This is a genomic window from Nitrosomonas sp. Nm84 (assembly GCF_003201565.1).
GTDB lineage: Bacteria > Pseudomonadota > Gammaproteobacteria > Burkholderiales > Nitrosomonadaceae > Nitrosomonas.
This window is the reverse complement of the sequence record NZ_QJJP01000006.1, coordinates 1-17,523: the sequence shown is the minus strand read 5'-3', so window position 1 is coordinate 17,523 and position 17,523 is coordinate 1. Positions and strand designations below refer to the sequence as shown.

The 17,523-nt window shown below is 48.2% G+C and carries 11 protein-coding genes; 7 read left to right on the top strand and 4 right to left on the bottom strand.

Annotation, left to right across the window (positions count from 1 at the left end; genetic code table 11):
* The first annotated feature begins 40 nt into the window (after positions 1-40).
* Positions 41-589, top strand: a complete 549-nt coding sequence (locus C8R34_RS04675; RefSeq protein ID WP_181415474.1) for a hypothetical protein — start codon at positions 41-43, stop codon at positions 587-589.
* A gap of 21 nt (positions 590-610) precedes the next feature.
* On the opposite strand, the gene C8R34_RS04670 is transcribed toward C8R34_RS04675, so the two are convergent.
* From C8R34_RS04670 to C8R34_RS04655, 4 genes are all read right to left on the bottom strand, one after another.
* Positions 611-3,739 carry an efflux RND transporter permease subunit gene (locus C8R34_RS04670; protein WP_110338319.1) on the bottom strand — a complete coding sequence of 1,043 codons (3,129 nt, stop codon included), beginning with the start codon at positions 3,737-3,739 and terminating at the stop codon, positions 611-613.
* A gap of 53 nt (positions 3,740-3,792) precedes the next feature.
* Entirely contained in the window at positions 3,793-5,373 is a 1,581-nt protein-coding gene (locus C8R34_RS04665) for an efflux RND transporter periplasmic adaptor subunit (RefSeq protein WP_110338318.1), read from the bottom strand.
* Between the two features lie 24 nt (positions 5,374-5,397).
* Positions 5,398-6,747: a TolC family protein gene (locus C8R34_RS04660; RefSeq protein WP_258364359.1), complete on the bottom strand. Its 1,350-nt coding sequence runs from the start codon at positions 6,745-6,747 to the stop codon at positions 5,398-5,400.
* Between the two features lie 213 nt (positions 6,748-6,960).
* Complete coding sequence (locus tag C8R34_RS04655) at positions 6,961-7,302, bottom strand: hypothetical protein (RefSeq protein ID WP_110338487.1); 342 nt, start codon at positions 7,300-7,302, stop codon at positions 6,961-6,963.
* Between the two features lie 113 nt (positions 7,303-7,415).
* On the opposite strand from C8R34_RS04655, the gene C8R34_RS04650 reads away from it, so the two are divergent.
* The 6 genes from C8R34_RS04650 (at position 7,416) to C8R34_RS04625 (ending at position 17,245) form a co-directional block, all read left to right on the top strand.
* Positions 7,416-7,901, top strand: coding sequence for a Fur family transcriptional regulator (locus C8R34_RS04650; protein ID WP_258364358.1), 486 nt, complete (start codon positions 7,416-7,418; stop codon positions 7,899-7,901).
* 63 nt (positions 7,902-7,964) lie between these two features.
* Positions 7,965-8,288, top strand: coding sequence for a hypothetical protein (locus C8R34_RS04645; RefSeq protein ID WP_110338316.1), 324 nt, complete (start codon positions 7,965-7,967; stop codon positions 8,286-8,288).
* Positions 8,289-8,436: 148 nt separating this feature from the next.
* Positions 8,437-10,488, top strand: a complete 2,052-nt coding sequence (locus C8R34_RS04640; protein ID WP_110338314.1) for a TonB-dependent receptor — start codon at positions 8,437-8,439, stop codon at positions 10,486-10,488.
* A 277-nt stretch (positions 10,489-10,765) separates the two neighbouring features.
* Positions 10,766-13,000, top strand: coding sequence for a CHASE2 domain-containing protein (locus C8R34_RS04635; protein WP_110338312.1), 2,235 nt, complete (start codon positions 10,766-10,768; stop codon positions 12,998-13,000).
* 262 nt (positions 13,001-13,262) lie between these two features.
* Positions 13,263-16,577 carry a tetratricopeptide repeat protein gene (locus C8R34_RS04630; protein WP_110338310.1) on the top strand — a complete coding sequence of 1,105 codons (3,315 nt, stop codon included), beginning with the start codon at positions 13,263-13,265 and terminating at the stop codon, positions 16,575-16,577.
* A gap of 14 nt (positions 16,578-16,591) precedes the next feature.
* Positions 16,592-17,245: a hypothetical protein gene (locus C8R34_RS04625; RefSeq protein ID WP_110338308.1), complete on the top strand. Its 654-nt coding sequence runs from the start codon at positions 16,592-16,594 to the stop codon at positions 17,243-17,245.
* Positions 17,246-17,523: the final 278 nt, after the last annotated feature.

Below are 17,523 nucleotides of genomic sequence, written 5' to 3'. Positions count from 1 at the left end.
CGTGGAACAAGCCATATCGTAAAAAGGAGGAAACTGAATAATGGTCGCCAAGAAAATTAACCCAACCTGGACTGATGTTAAAGCCAAATTGGCGCATTTTGACCGAGATGGCTTGCTGGGACTGGTGCAAGATCTCTACGCCGCTAATAAGGACAACCAGATTTTTCTGCACGCCCGCTTTAATCTGGGTGGTGATGTATTGAAGCCCTACAAAGCAACCATTAGTCGTTGGGTGTGGCCTGATGTTTTTAAGGATCAGGACTATTCGGTGACTAAAGCGAAAAAGGCGATTAGCGATTACAAAAAAGCCATTGGCCAGGCGGAAGGGGTGGCTGAGTTGATGGTGTTCTATTGCGAGTGTGCAACGGGTTTCAGCAATAATGTCGGTATTGAGGATGAAAGTTACCTGGATGCGCTGATACGAATGTTCGAGCAAGCACTGAAAGCCATCGCCGCTTTGCCTGAGGCGCAACGCGATTCTCTGTGGACGCGGTTAGACGCTGTGCGCAACATTAGTCACAATAACTTCGGCTATGGCGTGAGTGAAGATATGGATGACTTGCTGGCCGAGTACAGAATCGATGGCTGACTGAAGCCTATTAAGGCTGATTTAACCGTTTTTCAGCGCTCGCCGTATCGAAACCCCCTTCACCACCGCATACACCGCCGGGAAGATTATCAAAGTTAAAATCGTCGCCGAGACCATGCCGCCGACCATAGGCGCGGCGATGCGGCGCATGACTTCGGAACCCGTCCCGGTGCTGAGCATGACCGGCAGCAAGCCGACCACGCTGCCGACGATGGTCATCATCACCGGGCGGATGCGATAGACAGCGCCTTGTACGACGGCTTCATACAGATCCGTCAGCGTGACTTTCTCGGCCATCGATTTGCGTTGCCGGGTGATGGTGGTCAACGATTGGTCGATGAAGGCCAGCATGACCATGCCGGATTCCGCGGCGATGCCGATCAGGCCGATGAAGCCGACCACTGCGGCGATGCTCAGGTTGTAATTCAGCCAATACATCAGCCAGATGCCGCCAACCAGAGAAAAAGGTACCGACAGCATGACGATCAGCGTTTCGGTTAAGCGGCCAAAATTCAGGTACACCAGCAGAAACACCATCAAAATCGTCAGCGGTATTACCAGTTTCAATTTCTCGGTGGCGCGTTGCATATATTCAAACTGTCCGCTCCAGGTCGCATAGTATCCGGGCGGGAACTGCACTTGCTCGCGCACGGCTTGTTGCGCATCGGCGATATAGCCGCCGATATCGCGGTCGCGGATATCGACGAAAATGTAGGCGGATAGCAGCGCATTCTCCGTGCGGATACTCGGCGGGCCTTGCACCAGCTTGATTTTCGCCAGTTGACCCAGCGGAATCATGGTGCCTCCTTGGGCCGGCACCAGCACTTGCGTGGCGATGGCTTGCGGGTCGCTGCGCAGTTCGCGCGGATAGCGGATGGCGACATCAAAACGCTCGCGGCCTTCCACCGTGGTGGTAATGACGGCGCCGCCCAGCGCCACCGAAATGACTTCGAGCAAATCGCCGACCGCCAAACCGTAACGCGCCAACGCCAGACGATCCGGTTCGATATCCAGGTAATAACCACCGGTGATGCGTTCGGCATACGCACTGGCGGTGCCGGGTACGGTTTTGACCACGGCTTCGATCTGCCGGGCGAGCGTTTCGATTTCATTCAGGTTGTTGCCAAACACTTTGATGCCGACGGGTGTGCGGATGCCGGTTGCCAGCATGTCGGTGCGGTTTTTGATCGGCATGGTCCAGGCGTTCGCGACACCGGGGATTTGCAACGCCTGATCGAGTTCGGCAATCAATTTGTCGATGGTCATGCCGGGGCGCCACTCCTGTTCGGGTTTCAGGTTAATGATGGTTTCGGTCATTTCCAATGGCGCAGGATCGGTCGCGGTATCGGCGCGCCCCGCTTTGCCGAAAACCGACGCTACTTCAGGGAAACTCTTGATAATCTTATTCTGCGTCTGCATGGTTTCTGCCGCTTTGGTCACGGAGATTCCCGGCAATGTGACGGGCATGTACAGCAGCGTGCCTTCGTTCAGCGTTGGCATAAATTCCGTTCCCAGCTTCATCGCCGGATAAACTGTAGCGCCCAGTACAACCAGTGCAATGACCAGAATGGATTTTTTCCAGCGCATAACCCCAGCCACAATGGGTTGATACCAGCGAATCATCAGGCGCCCCAGCGGATTATCGGCTTCACGTGGAACATGACCGCGGATCAGCAGCAAAATCAGCACCGGAACCAGCGTAATGGACAGGATTGCCGCGCCTGCCATGGCAAATGTTTTGGTGTAGGCCAACGGCTGGAACATGCGTCCTTCCTGCGCTTCTAGCGCAAATACCGGAAGGAACGACACGGTGATGATCAGCAGGCTGAAAAACAGCGACGGGCCGACTTCCTTGCAGGCAGTAATCACCGCATTGGTACGGGATTCGCCCGGCCTGAGACGCGCCAGATGCTTGTGCGCATTCTCCACCATGACGATGGCGGCATCGGTCATTTCCGCAATCGCCAGCGCAATACCGGCCAGACTCATAATATTGGAATTGATGCCCAGCTGCGCCATGGCGATGAACGCGATTAGCACGCCGATCGGCAACATGATGATCGCCACCAGCGCGCTACGTGCATGCATCAGAAATACCGCGCAAACCAGCGCGACAATGACGATTTGCTCGATAAATACTGCTTTCAGCGTCGCAATAGCGCGATGAATCAACTCGGAACGGTTGTAAACCGATTCAACCGAAACATCCTGTGGCAAACCGGATTTGATCTGATCTATTTTCGCTTCGAGATCATGAATCACATCCAGCGCATTCTCACCATAACGCGCCACCGCAATGCCGGATACCGCTTCGCCTTCGCCATTCAGTTCGGTGATGCCGCGGCGTTCGCTGGGAACCAGTTCGACGCGGGCGATATCGCGTAGCAGCACGGGCTTGCCGATATGCGCACGGACCACCAGATTTTCCAGGTCGCTGATGCTGTGTAGATAGCCGCGGCCGCGCACCATATATTCGGTTTCGGCCAATTCGATAACACGCCCGCCAACATCGCGATTGCTGGCGGCAATGACTTCGGTGATGCGTTTCAGCGGAATGTCATAGGCTTGCAGGCGGCGCGGATCGACGGTGATTTGGTAGGTTTTGACAAACCCGCCGACACTGGCGACTTCCGATACGCCGGACACGGTGGTTAATTGATAGCGCAGGAACCAGTCCTGGATGGTACGCAATTCGTCCAGCGTGCGATCCTTGGCGGTGACGACATATTGATAAATCCAACCGACACCGGTGGCATCCGGGCCCAGTGCAGGCCGCACATCCCGAGGTAGCTGGTTGGCGGCAAAATTCAGATATTCCAGCACGCGCGAACGCGCCCAGTAAATGTCGGTGCCGTCCTCAAAAATGACATAGATGAATGAAACCCCGAACGCGGATTGACCACGCACAACTTTGGATCTAGGTACAGCGAGCATGGCGGTGGTGAGCGGATAAGTCACCTGGTCTTCGACTACTTGCGGCGCTTGACCAGGGTATTCCGTATAAATAATAACCTGCACATCGGACAGATCCGGAATCGCATCGATCGGCATTTTCGATAATGCGTAAATGCCCCAGCCGACGATAAAAGTCGTACTCAGCAACACCAGAAAAACGTGCCGGATCGACCATTCGATGATATTTCTAAGCATGTTGGCGCTCCTCTGGCGTTTGTCGGATTCTCAGTCTCAATTCCGGCAAACGCTTAATGATCGTGAAAGGTAGCTGCTGGCTGGATGCGCACAATGACAAACTCGCCAGCCGATTCTTCGGCGATTTCAAAGATAACTTTCTGGCCGGGCTTGAAAGATTGCAGTAACGCCGGCTCCAGAAAACGGAAGTCCATGGTCATTGCCGGCCATTTCAAACTTTCAATCGGGCCATGTGCGAGGGTAACGGTCGCGTGCGTGAAATCAATCGCTTCAATGCTGCCTTCCCCGCGATACTGCACTTGTGAAGCCGACAGCACCGCTGAACTGGGTTCGATTTCCTGCTCACCGGACACCGGGTAATAGGTGGTATGGCCAAAACTGTTGAGTGCGCTTTTAAAATTGCTTTCCGCGTCGATCAAGAAATTCGCCTTGACCACCACCGTTTCACCGGTCCGAAGTCCGCCCAGTACTTCAGCATAACCATCGGCGTGCATACCCAGCTTCACCGTGCGCGGTTCATAACGACCCGTGCCGAGATCGACCAATACCACCCGGCGGGTACCAGTATCCAGTACAGCGGAATCCGGTATGGTCAATACTTTGTTTTTGCTGTGGAACGATGCAAATTCGGCACGTGCATACATGTCGGGCTTCAACAGCCCATCGGGATTAGGCAGCACGATGCGCACAATGGCGGTGCGCGTCTCGGGCGTTACCGTCGGATAAACAAATGCCACTTCGCCGTTGAAAACCTTGTCGGGATAAGCATCCACCCGAATGGTGACCAACTGGCCGGGATGGATCATGCCCAGGTCTTGTTCGAACACATCGGCCAGCATCCACACACTCGATAAATCGGCGATTTGATACAGCGTTTCACCTGGCATAAAGCGCTGCCCCATGATGGCCTTCTTTTCCAGCACCACGCCGTCAGCTTGTGCGCGCAAAGTCATGTACTGCTGCACGTTTCCGGTTTGCTGCAGGCGCCGCAATTCAGCTTCCGCGATATCCCAGTTGCGCAATTTTTGCAGCGCACCGACAACCAGCCGTTGCATCGCGGCGCGTACATCCGCATCGCTATCGGCGACTGCTTGCAAACCGCGTACCGCAATCAGGTATTCCTGTTGCGCGGTAATTAACTCAGGGCTGTACACATCCATCAGCGCATCGCCTTTCTTGACCGCTTGCCCGGTGGTATTGACGTACAGCCGGTGAATCCAGCCTTCAAACTTGGTCACCACAGTGGATTGTTTGCGCTCATCGGTCTGAACCGTCGCCACCGCGCGTACAGTGCGTATCAGCTCGCGCAACATCGCTGCTTCGGTGCGCACGCCGAGCTTTTGCACTTTTTCCGTGCTGAGGGTCACGATGGCTTGATCCGACGGCGATTCATCGCCTTCGCCTTCATAAACCGGTAAATAATCCATGCCCATCGGATCTTTTTTGGGAATCGGAGATGTGTCGAGCAACCCCATCGGATTGCGGTAATAAAGAATCTTTTTTTTGACGTTGGCCGCTTGCGGTGAAGTAGCTGCGGCGTCTGTCTGTGATTGCGTATGGCCCCACCAGTAACCTGTGGCCAGCGTGGCAATCAGCGCAATTGCAGCGATGATCAGTTTTGCAATGGTTTGCATAGAAAACTCCATAATCGGTATCAGTTAGTGCTGTTTTTTGCCAACCAGCCAATCGATTTCCGCCAATGCTTTGTTGTAATTCGCCATCGCGGCGATGAGATTGGTCTGGTAATCGAATACCGTCATCTGATTATCCAGCAGGGTCAGAAAGTCGATTCGATTCACTTGATAAGCTGCCAATGCGGATTCAACCGTCAATTTCGCCTGTGGCAAAATGGCGGTTTGATAGAGTTTTATCGATTTCAGGCTTTGTTCCGCCATAGCGATTTGCTGGCGCAGTCTTGCCGCGATTTCATTACTTTGCGCTTGATATAAACTGGTCGCCTGGTCGCGCATCGCTTCAGATTCCATGATGCGCGGCTGGATTTTATTGCCGCGCCATACCGGCAGATTGACGGCTACCGTCATGCTGACCATGTCGTCGCGCCGGGTACCGTCCAGCATGTTGTCACGTTGGCCATACGATAAGCGCACATCGAAATCCGGGTAATATGCCTTACGTGCCAAATCGACGGATTTCTCACTGCGTGCAATCAGACTTTGCAATGCCAGCAATTGCGGGCGCTGCGCCAATGCTTCTTGTTGCAACGTCTCCAGCATCAGAGGGACTTCTTGAATGTGCAGCGACATCGGAAGCGGAATCTCGCCCTTGGCGTTGCGTCCCAGGACACGGATCAATTCCGCCTCAAACACCGGTTGCTCGCGTGCCAGACCCAGCAGCCTGTCCAGCATTCTCGATACTTGTGTCTGCGCTTTCAGCACGTCAGCCTGACTACCTTGTCCTACTTGATAGCGCTCTTCAGCAATATGCAGAAAATGTTCGAGTGTTTGTTTGTTTTTTTCAACCAGCTTGATCATTTCCAGCGTTAACCCCAGATCAAAATAGGCTGTTTTGAGATCATGCACGACGCGATTCACTGTTTCATGATAGCCCTGCTCAATCGCGTCCGCATCCTTGCTGGCAACCTCTTTACGCAAACCGCGTTTGCCGGGAAAAGGCAGCCGTTGGGACAGGCCGATCATTTTCATGGTCATATCCTCGCGATTGAATGGCGACGACGCCAACGGCGCATTGATCACCCCCGCTTCGAGCATCGGATCATCCAGCGCTTCTGCCGGTGCTATGCGGTGCTGGGCCGCTTCGCGCTCCTGATGCGCGGCTTGAATTTCCGGATTATTTTCCAGTGTTTCGGTAATCAAGGCTGGCAGCAGTGTGGTATTGCGCGAGCTGGATGCTGCAAAGGTTTTTTGTGGGATAGATTGCGTAAGAATTGCTGTGCCAGTTTTGCTGGCAGCAATTTCCTGTCCCTGCGCAGTGGTTGTAATCGCGATAACAGTCAGCGCAATCATGGGCATGCCCGCCGCGCGCTTCACCGTGAGCTCCTGATGCAATTGCGTTGTTGCTGATGCGTGTTAATGACGAATCTAAGGAACATGTCAACCTCCTGATAGGTAATCCCATCGGCGTTGCTGTTATTAAAAAAGCACAGCTGATGGTTTGCGATCATGCACCATCTACGTATCCCTTTCATTGGGGCGCAGAATAGATGCGAGTAATGGTTTTTTGCCCGGATTACAGGCGGATTTCTACAGAGAGGCAGTCAAAGGAGGACGTTGCGGTTGTTCCGGCACAAATGAGACGAAGCCGGAATTCAATGCGGTGATAATGGAAGTATCGGTAGTCAGCACGGACGCCGTATAGCCCGACAGAATCGGTGTATTACTGTAAGCATCACAAGAACTGTTGTCGCATGGCAAGCTGGCTAACAAATGATCGATTGTATTATCAGCTGTTTGCTTATGACAATCATCGTGATGATGACTGTCGACGGTTATCGTTGATTGGTCATGATGACTGTTGACGCTTTTTTCTTGCACACACACCGACAAAACAGCTGCTGCCGCGCCTTGCGCTGGCAACCATAACATGAAAAAAACCAATATCCATTTGTAGTTGTGCACTTTCATGTTTTTTATTATAAACAATTTCCACTTTATCGCGAGATAAACTTATTCGCTCCCAGCGCTGAATAAATCATCGATTGCATCGAGAAATTGATTCCATTACAATCCATGCAACATTGTTGCGTTTATATTTAACCATGCTTAATCAGTTACACATCACCGCTGAAGATATGATTCAGCAGAACGGCGGTCGGGCAACGGCAGGCAGAATTGGCATACTGGCTATTTTGCTGGCTGAACAGCAAGCGATGACACATCGGGAAATTGAACAACGTTTACCGGAAGCAGTGCAGCTGGATCGAGTGACTTTGTATCGCGCGTTGGAATGGCTTGCCGGGAAAAATCTGATCCACAAGGTAACCAGCGATGACCGGGTGTGGCGCTACCATGCCAATCGTGGAGTGCATAATACGCATCAACATGCGCACTTTAAATGTATGTGTTGTGCACAAGTGATTTGTTTGGATGCTTTAACGATTGAACGAAACTGGCATCTGCCAACGGGTTATCGATTTCAGGAAATCGAATTAACGGTAAAAGGCCTGTGTGCCGACTGTGGTTGAAAAAGCTTATGTTGCAGGAAGTCGGGAGAATTTCTGTGGTTATACAATCCGTTTGAAACTTCAATGATACGCAAAAGCTTATTTCTATTTTTAACGCTCGCATTATTGTCTGTGCCGGTCTTTTTGATGGCACATGCTTTTACACATTTTGCACAAACCGATGTGCTCGATGTTGCTGAAACCGACAGTGATGAAGGCGTTGATCTCGATGAAATCTGCCTGGAGTGCCTTGCACTTGCCGCACTAAATATTATCTTGATCGCTGCAGGATTATCCCTGAGCGATTCAGCATCACGTCGCCGCTTGTCATTCTGGGCGATGGAACGTCGTTTTGACAACCCAATCCTTCCCTACCATTCACGCGCACCGCCGTTTCACATTCTTTGATTTATTAAACAGCTAATCCTGATCTGAATCAATTATCAGGCAGTCGTCTATGGATTGCCATGATGTGTATTCATTACTGATGATTGTTCAGTTCCATTGATGCAACCGCAGTTGCATAACAAATACCCTATTAAATTAGGAAAGCTGCATGGATTATTCTGATCTCAAATTAAATAATGTCAGTAGGCTGTATCAAGGTGAGTTATTGGTAGTCATCCTGGTACTTTTACTGCTGGATATACCTGCTGTTCACGCACAAAGCGTTAATAAGAACATCGAGTTACCAGGTGTCGTGATTACCGCACCTATTACAAGTTCGGCTGAATCGGCCGGAATCAAGGCGGATACTGTCGTGCAAGGTGATCGTCTGCGTCGGAACCGTGAGACTAATCTGGGCGATACGTTATCGCACGAACTGGGGGTTTCTTCGACTAGTTTCGGACCCGGCGCTGGCCGTCCGATTATTCGAGGCCAGGATGGCCCGCGCGTGCGGGTATTGGAGAATGGCATCGGCACCGGCGATATTTCAACGATCAGCCCGGATCATGCGGTGGCCACAGAAACGTTGAGTGCTTCGCGCATCGAAATCCTGCGCGGACCGTCCACATTGTTATATGGCAGCGGTGTATCGGGTGGCGTGGTTAATGTAGTGAATGAGCGCATTCCTGATCGTTTGTTCAAGACCCCGCAAGCTAACTTTGAAGGACGTTTCAATTCCGCCCTGGAAGAGCGCAACGGCGCGCTGACTGCATCGGGAAGTAAGGGGCGAATGTCCTGGAATATCGAGGGCGTCAAAAGAAAAACCAATGATGTGCACATTCCTGGCCATGCCAATATCAACGATCCCAATAGCGATGTCGGTTTTATCAAAAACAGCGCGATCGATTACAGTAATTTATCAGTGGGTAGTGCGTATATTGGGGAGCGCGGTTTTATGGGGATGTCGATTTCACGGCTGGACAATTTTTACGGCATTCCCGGTGCGGAAGGCGCCAAAATTGATATGGGTCAGACCCGCTATGGCTTGGCCGGTGATCTGGATAATCCGCTCAAGGGGTTTGAACAACTGAAAGTACGCTTTAATTATAACGATTACCGGCATAATGAATTGACAGAGCATGAAATCGGTACTCGATTTAAAAACAGGGAATTGGAGGGACGCGCAGAATTGGCCCATGCGCCGATAGCAAACTGGCAGGGCATCATGGGCATTCAACTGCAAAACCGTGATTTTTCCGCAAAGGGTGAAGAGGCGTTTGTGCCACCCAGTTTGTCGCAATCCGCCGGATTATTCATGCTTGAAAAACGCCATTGGCAGCGTTGGCAATTCGAAGCGGGCGGGCGTTTTGAACATACCATGCATAATCCGCAAGCGGCACTGCTGCAAACACGTGACTTTAATCTGTATAGTATTTCCGCAGTAAGCGCCTGGAAATTTATCGACGGCTATCAGATTGACTTGACCGCCACGCGCGGACAGCGTGCCCCGAATACTGTCGCACTGTACGCCAACGGTTTTCATGTCGCGACCAACACGTTTGAGCAGGGGGATCAAGCGTTGACTAAAGAGACCTCCAATAACTTCGACATTGCGTTGCAAAAAACCACAGGCATGGTCACAGGAAAGGTGAATGTATTCTACAACTATGTCAATGATTACATTTTCCAGCAAAGCCGCGATAGCAACGGCGATGGGTTCGCGGACAGGGTCAATGATGAGGGCGTGCTGGATAGTCGCGGTGCTTTTTTGGTACAGGATTTTGCACAAACCCGCGCGAAATTTTACGGCCTGGAGGCAGAAGCTATTGTGACATTACTGCCCGAAATGCTTAATTTGCGCTTATTTACCGACATCGTTTACGGTCGGTTGAAGGATAACGGCAATATTCCGCGGCTGACGCCGCAGCGATTTGGTTTTGATGTCGATTTCAAGAAAAATGCCTGGTCGGCTAATTTCAACCTGACGCGTGTAGTTCAACAAGATCGCGTGGCTGTGCTGGAAACGGAAACCCCCGGCTATACTTTGATGAATGCGGAAATGGGTTATCACATGAAACTTACCAAATCTGTTAATTACACCCTCTTCTTGCAGGGCAGGAATTTGCTGGATAGTGACATGCGTGTCCATACCTCTTTTTTGAAGGATATTGCACCGTTGCCAGGGCGCGCTATTGTTGGAGGAATTAGGGGATCGTTTTAACAGGCCGTTGAAAAACTATCTCGTTGCCGCTACGGTGTTAAAACAAGCTCAAAATGCTCATTTATTACGCATAAACTGCGTTTTCTCGCTTGTTTTTGCCTTGTATCGGCTGCCTCGAAAACGTTTTTCAACGGCTTGTTAACAGCCTGTGAGCAAGCAAGTGAACATAAGCTGAGCAGTCTTGCTGGTTAATAGGATGAAAAAATTGCATAATGCCTCAGAATCGTTTCTTGGTTTGTAATCTTCAGTAAAGCAAAACCGGTAAATTCAACCTGACATGGCAAAATGGTTCAAGCAGTTTCTTTTGGGGTGTGTGATCGGTTTTCTGGGAGTGCTGGCGTATTTTTTGCCGCTTGAAGAAAAATTTGGCTTATCTTGGTTATTTCATTTACGCGGTGCGATAACTGCACCCGCGGATGTGATGGTCGTTGCAATCGATCAACCTTCCGCTACGCAATTGGATTTATCGATTAAACCCAGATTGTGGCCCCGCGATATCCACGCTCGCCTAATCGATAAACTTGTGCAAGCCGGCGCGCGCATCATCATTTTTGATCTTATTTTTGATACGCCGAGTGCCATATCCGGAAGCGATGAGCAGTTAGCACACGCCATTAAGACAGCGGGTAATGTCGTATTGATTGAGCGATTGATTTATCAGGATTCGGAGTTGCTCATCGACCATAATAATGCTTCACGCCACCGCATTATCCGGGAAGGTTCCGCGCAACTCTTGCCATTGATTGCAGATGCCGCAAAAGCGCGCGCGCCTTTTGCGCTGCCTAAAGCGGAGCGGGTCAATCATTATTGGACTTTTAAAGCGAGTGCCGGTGATATTCCCACGGTCCCCGTGCTTGTGCTGCAAATTTTTACCTTGCCCATATACGATGATTTTGCTCGATTGCTGCATGCGGTAGATCCGGCATTCGTTGAGCAGATACCTGCGCAAGCGCATGGTATTGAAATCGAGGATTTGGTTTTTAGGCTTCGCCATATTTTTGTCGATCAACCCCGGATAATCCCGAAAATACAAGCAGCGCTCAATCTTGATTCCAAAATAAGTCTTGCCGACAAAAAGCTGATGACTTCATTGTTCAACTTATATACTGGTCATGAAAAAAACTATCTGAATTTTTATGGCCCACCGCGCAGTGTTACCACCGTGCCTTATTATCAGGTGTTACATCTTGGTGAAGGACGTGCTGCGGAAGGTTTGCCGCAGGGGATTGATTTTAAGGATAAGGTCGTTTTTGTCGGATTCTCGGGAGCGACTCAGTCTGAACAGGACATCGTTCGCGATGATTATCATACGGTATTTTCTAATCCCGACGGACTGTTCATTAGTGGTGTTGAGATTGCAGCAACGGCTGTTGCCAATTTATTGGAGAACAAGCCCGTCAGACCGCTGCCCCTTCCGGGTAGCTTAGCTTTTTTATTCCTATTCGGTTTATTTGCCGGCGTTACCTTACAAATATTGCCCTCTCGCAGCACCATTGCTGTGGGCGTTTCCGCCATATTTATCTATACCTTTATTGCGTATTCTTTCTTCAAAGAAGCGACGATTTGGTTGCCATTGATCATTCCAATCCTGCAAATTGTATTGGCTTTAATGCTGGCTTGGGTATTAAAAATCCTTACGCTCGAGACATTTGTCGGTGGTTCTGGCCCTGATGAAGCGCTCGATCAGATCATCAATAAAAACAAGGGACGATTTTATGGCCCATGCTTGGCAACGGATATTGCAGGCTACACAACGCTATCGGAATCTATGAATCCATCGGATCTTGAAAAGCTGATGGTGGATTATCGTGCTCTATTGAGGGATACGATTAGTCAGCATACGGGAAGGATTATGGATACTACGGGAGATTCGTCCCTTTCGGTGTGGATCAAGGAGTCTGCCAATCCGGTTGTGGAGGGACTGTTTAAGTGGATCAACAAACCTGTGAATGTGGATGCTCGGATTGAAGCATGCCGGGCATCGCTCGATTTAAGTGCTGTGATTGAGCATTTTAATAAATTGTATAGCCCACCGCTGCCGACTCGAATTGGCTTACATTTTGGCAGTATGTCGATGAGCGAGAAAGATGGGGTGTACAGGGTTACAGGCGATGTCGTAAACACAGCAAATCGAATTCAAGGTGCGAATAAAGTTTTAAAAACGCACATTTTGCTATCGAGTGATGTGCTGGATGGATTGAATGGTTTTCTAGTACGTCCATTAGGCGAGTTTTTATTGCCTGGAAGACTACATCCGGTCAATTTGTTTGAACTCATTACTTACCAACAATTGGCCAGTAAAGAACAAGTATGGTTATGCGAAATTTTCGCACAAGCCTTAAGTGCCTATCAGTTACAAGCATGGGCTGAAGCCGGTCAAGGCTTTGGCGATATTCTCCAGGTGTTTCCCGCCGATGGTCCCGCGCAATTCTTTCTTGCATTATGCCAACGATACAAAAACGAGCCTCCCCAAAGCGCATGGAATGCTATCTCAAGAATAGACAGCAAATAATCAAAATACCTCTCAAAAAAACAAATCCCAGGGACGAAAGCCTGTATGTGAGAATTCTCACATACAGCAAATAGGGTTTTTTACTACACTTTGATGCAAACTCGATAAATATCGAATGCCCGGATTAGGTATAAGGTCATTGGCTTTGTATAATAAACGACTGGTTGCATTGGCTAAGTTCTCGAGTATTTGGTTTTTCTGCAATTCAATATTATACGGTGCTCATTTTCTTGAGCTCGTACAAGCAAAGAAAGATTAATTAATGAAGACATGCTGGTCAATTGCGACTTATCTGTGTCACAGAAAACTCTCGAGCATGCTATTCACTGTTTTTACAGTGACTTTTTGGGGAATTCATATTGGTAAGGCGCATGCGACAACATCTTGCAAATTGGAAGTTGCACGAATTGTATCGATGCAGGGGATTATCGAGTTGCGGCGAATGCAAGAGACAAAGTGGCAACAAGCCGAGATGAATACAACGCTGTGCGCAGGAGACATGATTCGCGCCCGGTCACATAGCCGCGCAGCGCTACGTTTGAGTAACGACAGCATGCTACGGCTTGATCAAAAAACAAGTATCACATTTCCGCAATTGCAGGAAGAAAAAGGCACTTCTTTGCTGGATTTATTGGAAGGCGCGATCCATATCATCACGCGCACGCCGAGACCCTTTAAAATCAGGACACCGTTCGTCAATGCGAGTGTGGAGGGCACGGAATTCTTCGTCGGCACTCGTGAGGACAATGCCGAAGTTGTTGTTTATGAGGGTAAGGTATCTGTCAGCAATGATGTGGGCGGTCTTGTACTAAACGATCACGAAGCGGCGATTACCTTCAAGGATCAAGCGCCGCGAAAAGAGATCGTCATCCGCCCAACCGATGCCGTACAGTGGGCGTTGTATTATCCGGCGATCGCAGATTATTGGCAGCGTGTTGAAGTAAAAAAAGCACAGGATGCCGGTAGCTTGATCCAAGAGGCGGGGCGTTTGCTGACTGTCGGGCAAGCGGATGAAGCCAAAAAGAATGTCCAGCAAGTACTCCAACTTGAACCTAATAACAGTGATGCACATGCGCTACTTGCAGTCATTGCCGTGACGCAGAACGAAAAAGGTCAGGCACTGGATCTAGCCACTAAAGCAGTGACGCTCGATCAGCAATCCGCCGCTGCGTATTTAGCGCTTTCCTATACACAACAAGCGCATTTTGAAATTGAAGCAGCGCTGAAAAGTGTACAAAAAGCAGTCACACTCGACTCAGACAATGCGCTTGCCTGGGCACGGATCGCTGAATTGCAGATGTCGCAGGGGGATTTGGATCGTGCGCTGGATTCCGCACGACATGCGGTAAATTTGCAACCCAATCTGGCTAAAACGCAAACTATATTGGGTTTTGCCAATCTGTTGAAAATCGATACCCAAACAGCAAAAACGATCTTCACTCAAGCGATTGCGTTGGATCAAGCGGATCCGATGCCGCGGCTGGGTTTGGGGCTGGCTCTGATTCGCGAAGGTGAGTTGGAAGCGGGTCGCATAGAACTGGAAATTGCCGCCAGCCTGGATCCGGCAAATTCACTGATCCGCAGCTACCTGGGTAAAGCGTATTTTGAGGAAAAGCGTTATCCACTCGCCAGCACGCAATTTGACCTGGCCAAAGAACGTGATCCGAAAGACCCGACACCGTGGTTTTATGATGCCATTCAGAAGCAAACGCAGAATCGGCCTATCGAGGCTCTGCAAGATATTCAAAAATCCATTGAACTGAACAATAACCGCGCAGTGTATCGATCCAAATTGCTGTTGGATCGCGATGAAGCGGCGAGAGGCTCAAGCTTGGCGCGAATCTTTGAGAATTTGGGGTTTGAAAAGCGCGCATTGATGGAGACCGCCAAATCACTGAGCTTTGATCCATCAAACCATTCTGCGCATCGGTTTTTATCCGATACTTACGCCAATACTCCGCGCCATGAAGCCGCTCGTGTCAGTGAACTGTTGCAAGCGCAGCTTTTGCAACCGATCAATGTAAACCCCGTGCAGCCCCACATGGCAGTTGCTGATCTCAATATCATTAACAACACCGGCCCATCAAATCCAGGATTTAATGAGTTTGCACCATTGATGGAACGTAGTAAGCCGCAACTGGTGACCTCAGGGGTTGTTGGCAGCAATGGTACCTTAGGCAATGAAATGGTTTTTTCGAAGTTTAATGAGCGGACTTCGATTAGTTTGGGGCAATTTCATTATGAGACCAACGGGTTTAGAAGAAATAACGATCAAAATCACGATATTCTCAATGCTTTTGTTCAGCATGCACTAACTCCTAAGTTGAACATCCAAGCTGAAGTACGTACTCGCTCATCTGATCTTGGTAATTTATTTCTTAATGTTGATAGGGATTCTGCAGATTCTGAATTGTCGAAAAATCGATTTCGTCGAAAAATTGATGAAGACTCGGTGCGTGTGGGTGTCAGGTACGACTTGGCATTCAACCAAAATATTATCGTATCTGGTCTATATAATGATAGAAAAGTCGACAACACCATACCCTTGGATATATCCAGTAATATTGTTACTGATGGAAAATATAAAGGATATCAAACTGAAATTCAATATCATCTTCGTAATCATCGGTTTAATGTACTAGCAGGATCTGGCGTTTATCGTACTAATGTTGACCAAAACACAAAGGAGATAAATATAATTTCTAAACGAACAGACTGCTGCACACCAGAGAATTTTAATAATGACAAGACAAATGGTTATGTCTATGCCAATCTGAATTTTAATCCCAGTCTAAATGCCACACTGGGTTTTAGTTATGACTCTTATAAGGATGGTCAATTATCTATTGATAGATTCAATCCTAAATTAGGTGTGCAATGGAATATTGTCAGTAATTTACGATTACGGATTGCCTTAATTGAAACGATTAAAGCGCCTCTAACTACTAATCAGACTATTGAGCCAACACAAGTTTCTGGTTTTAACCAATTATTCGATGATCCAAACGGCACTAAATCACGACGATTGGGTATCGGGTTCGATACACATTATGGGAATAAGATATTTAGCGGCTTCGAAATTTCAAGTCGAGATTTAAATACTCCTACATTTTCCGGGAAGAGTTTCGGATTTATAGATCACAAAGAAAATTTATATTATGGTTATCTATATGGGGCATTACATAAAAACTGGAGTGCAAGAAGCGAGGTTCGTTTTGAAAAATTTTCTCGATCACAAAAATCCAATGGACCAGATCAGATTAATACTTTAAGCATTCCTATCGGTGTTGATTATTTTAACCCACAAGGATCTTTTGCAAATTTAACTGGCACATTTGTTCATCAGAAAGTTGATCCTCATGACACTAAAAATGATGGAATTGAAAAATTTTTCCTGGTCGATGCGTCGATTGGTTATCGACTTCCAGGTCGGCGAGGAATTTTTAGTTTGGAAGCAAGGAATATTTTTGATGAGTTTTTTTTATTCCAAAACCTCAATTTCCAAACATCTGAGCCTGTTATATCTCGTTTTGTACCCACGCGTACTATTTTTGCACGAGTGACATTAAATTTTTAAAAAAGGAGGAAAGTATGTTCAAAGTTAATATAATTATGCTGTTTCTGTTGATGCTTAGTATAGTAGGTTGCTCCAAAAATATACCACCCCAACTTTCTGACGAGCTTGAGAAGATTTCAGATTTTAAAATTGGTTTCATTGCTCTTGTAGATAGTGACACTGGACAAACTGAGTTCTTAAAGAATACGAAAGCTGAAGCGGATTATGTTAAGTCTCATCAACCCGCATCTGAAATAAGAAAAATCACATCGGTTTCTATCGTTGGTGTTTCAGGAGTTAAATTTAGAGATATGAGTTATAGTTCTTGCAGCTACATTAGTTTCGATAATCAGAGGGAATTAATTTGCGCAAACAATGAGAATCAAGACCATCAACCGTCTCCAAATATAACTGATATATCTGCCGACCTTGCGGATGAGCTTGGCAAAGCTGGGAAGATAAATAATATCGGTTTCCTTGTGCTTACCGATTTTAAAAGTGGAGAAACAAAACTACTAAAGAACAAAGATTACATTAGTTTACCTGCTAACTTACCTCAACCTATATCAGCAATAAAAAGTAGTAGTTCATGGAGCACGATATTTTACAAGAAGAATCCTTGCTATATGTTGGTAGATAAAGGAGGTGGTAGATTGGAATGGGTGTTCTATCCAGATAAACATTGTTAACTTCAGATAGCTCATGGTGATTTATTAATATTCTTCAATCAGCTGCTTTCAGTCGGCTGATTGAATTTTTGTGTTGAGAATAAATCACCCTGCCTCAAGTAGCGAGGCATTTAACCGCATCGCGAAAATCACGGGGGCTTGCCCCCGAGCTGGATAGTCTACAATGCGATAGGCCATTGTAGACTATCCAGCTTATGGAACTGCAGAGACATAGTCATCATGTATTCAGGTTGATGTATCACTTTGTATGGATTCCGAAATATCGTCATAAAGTATTT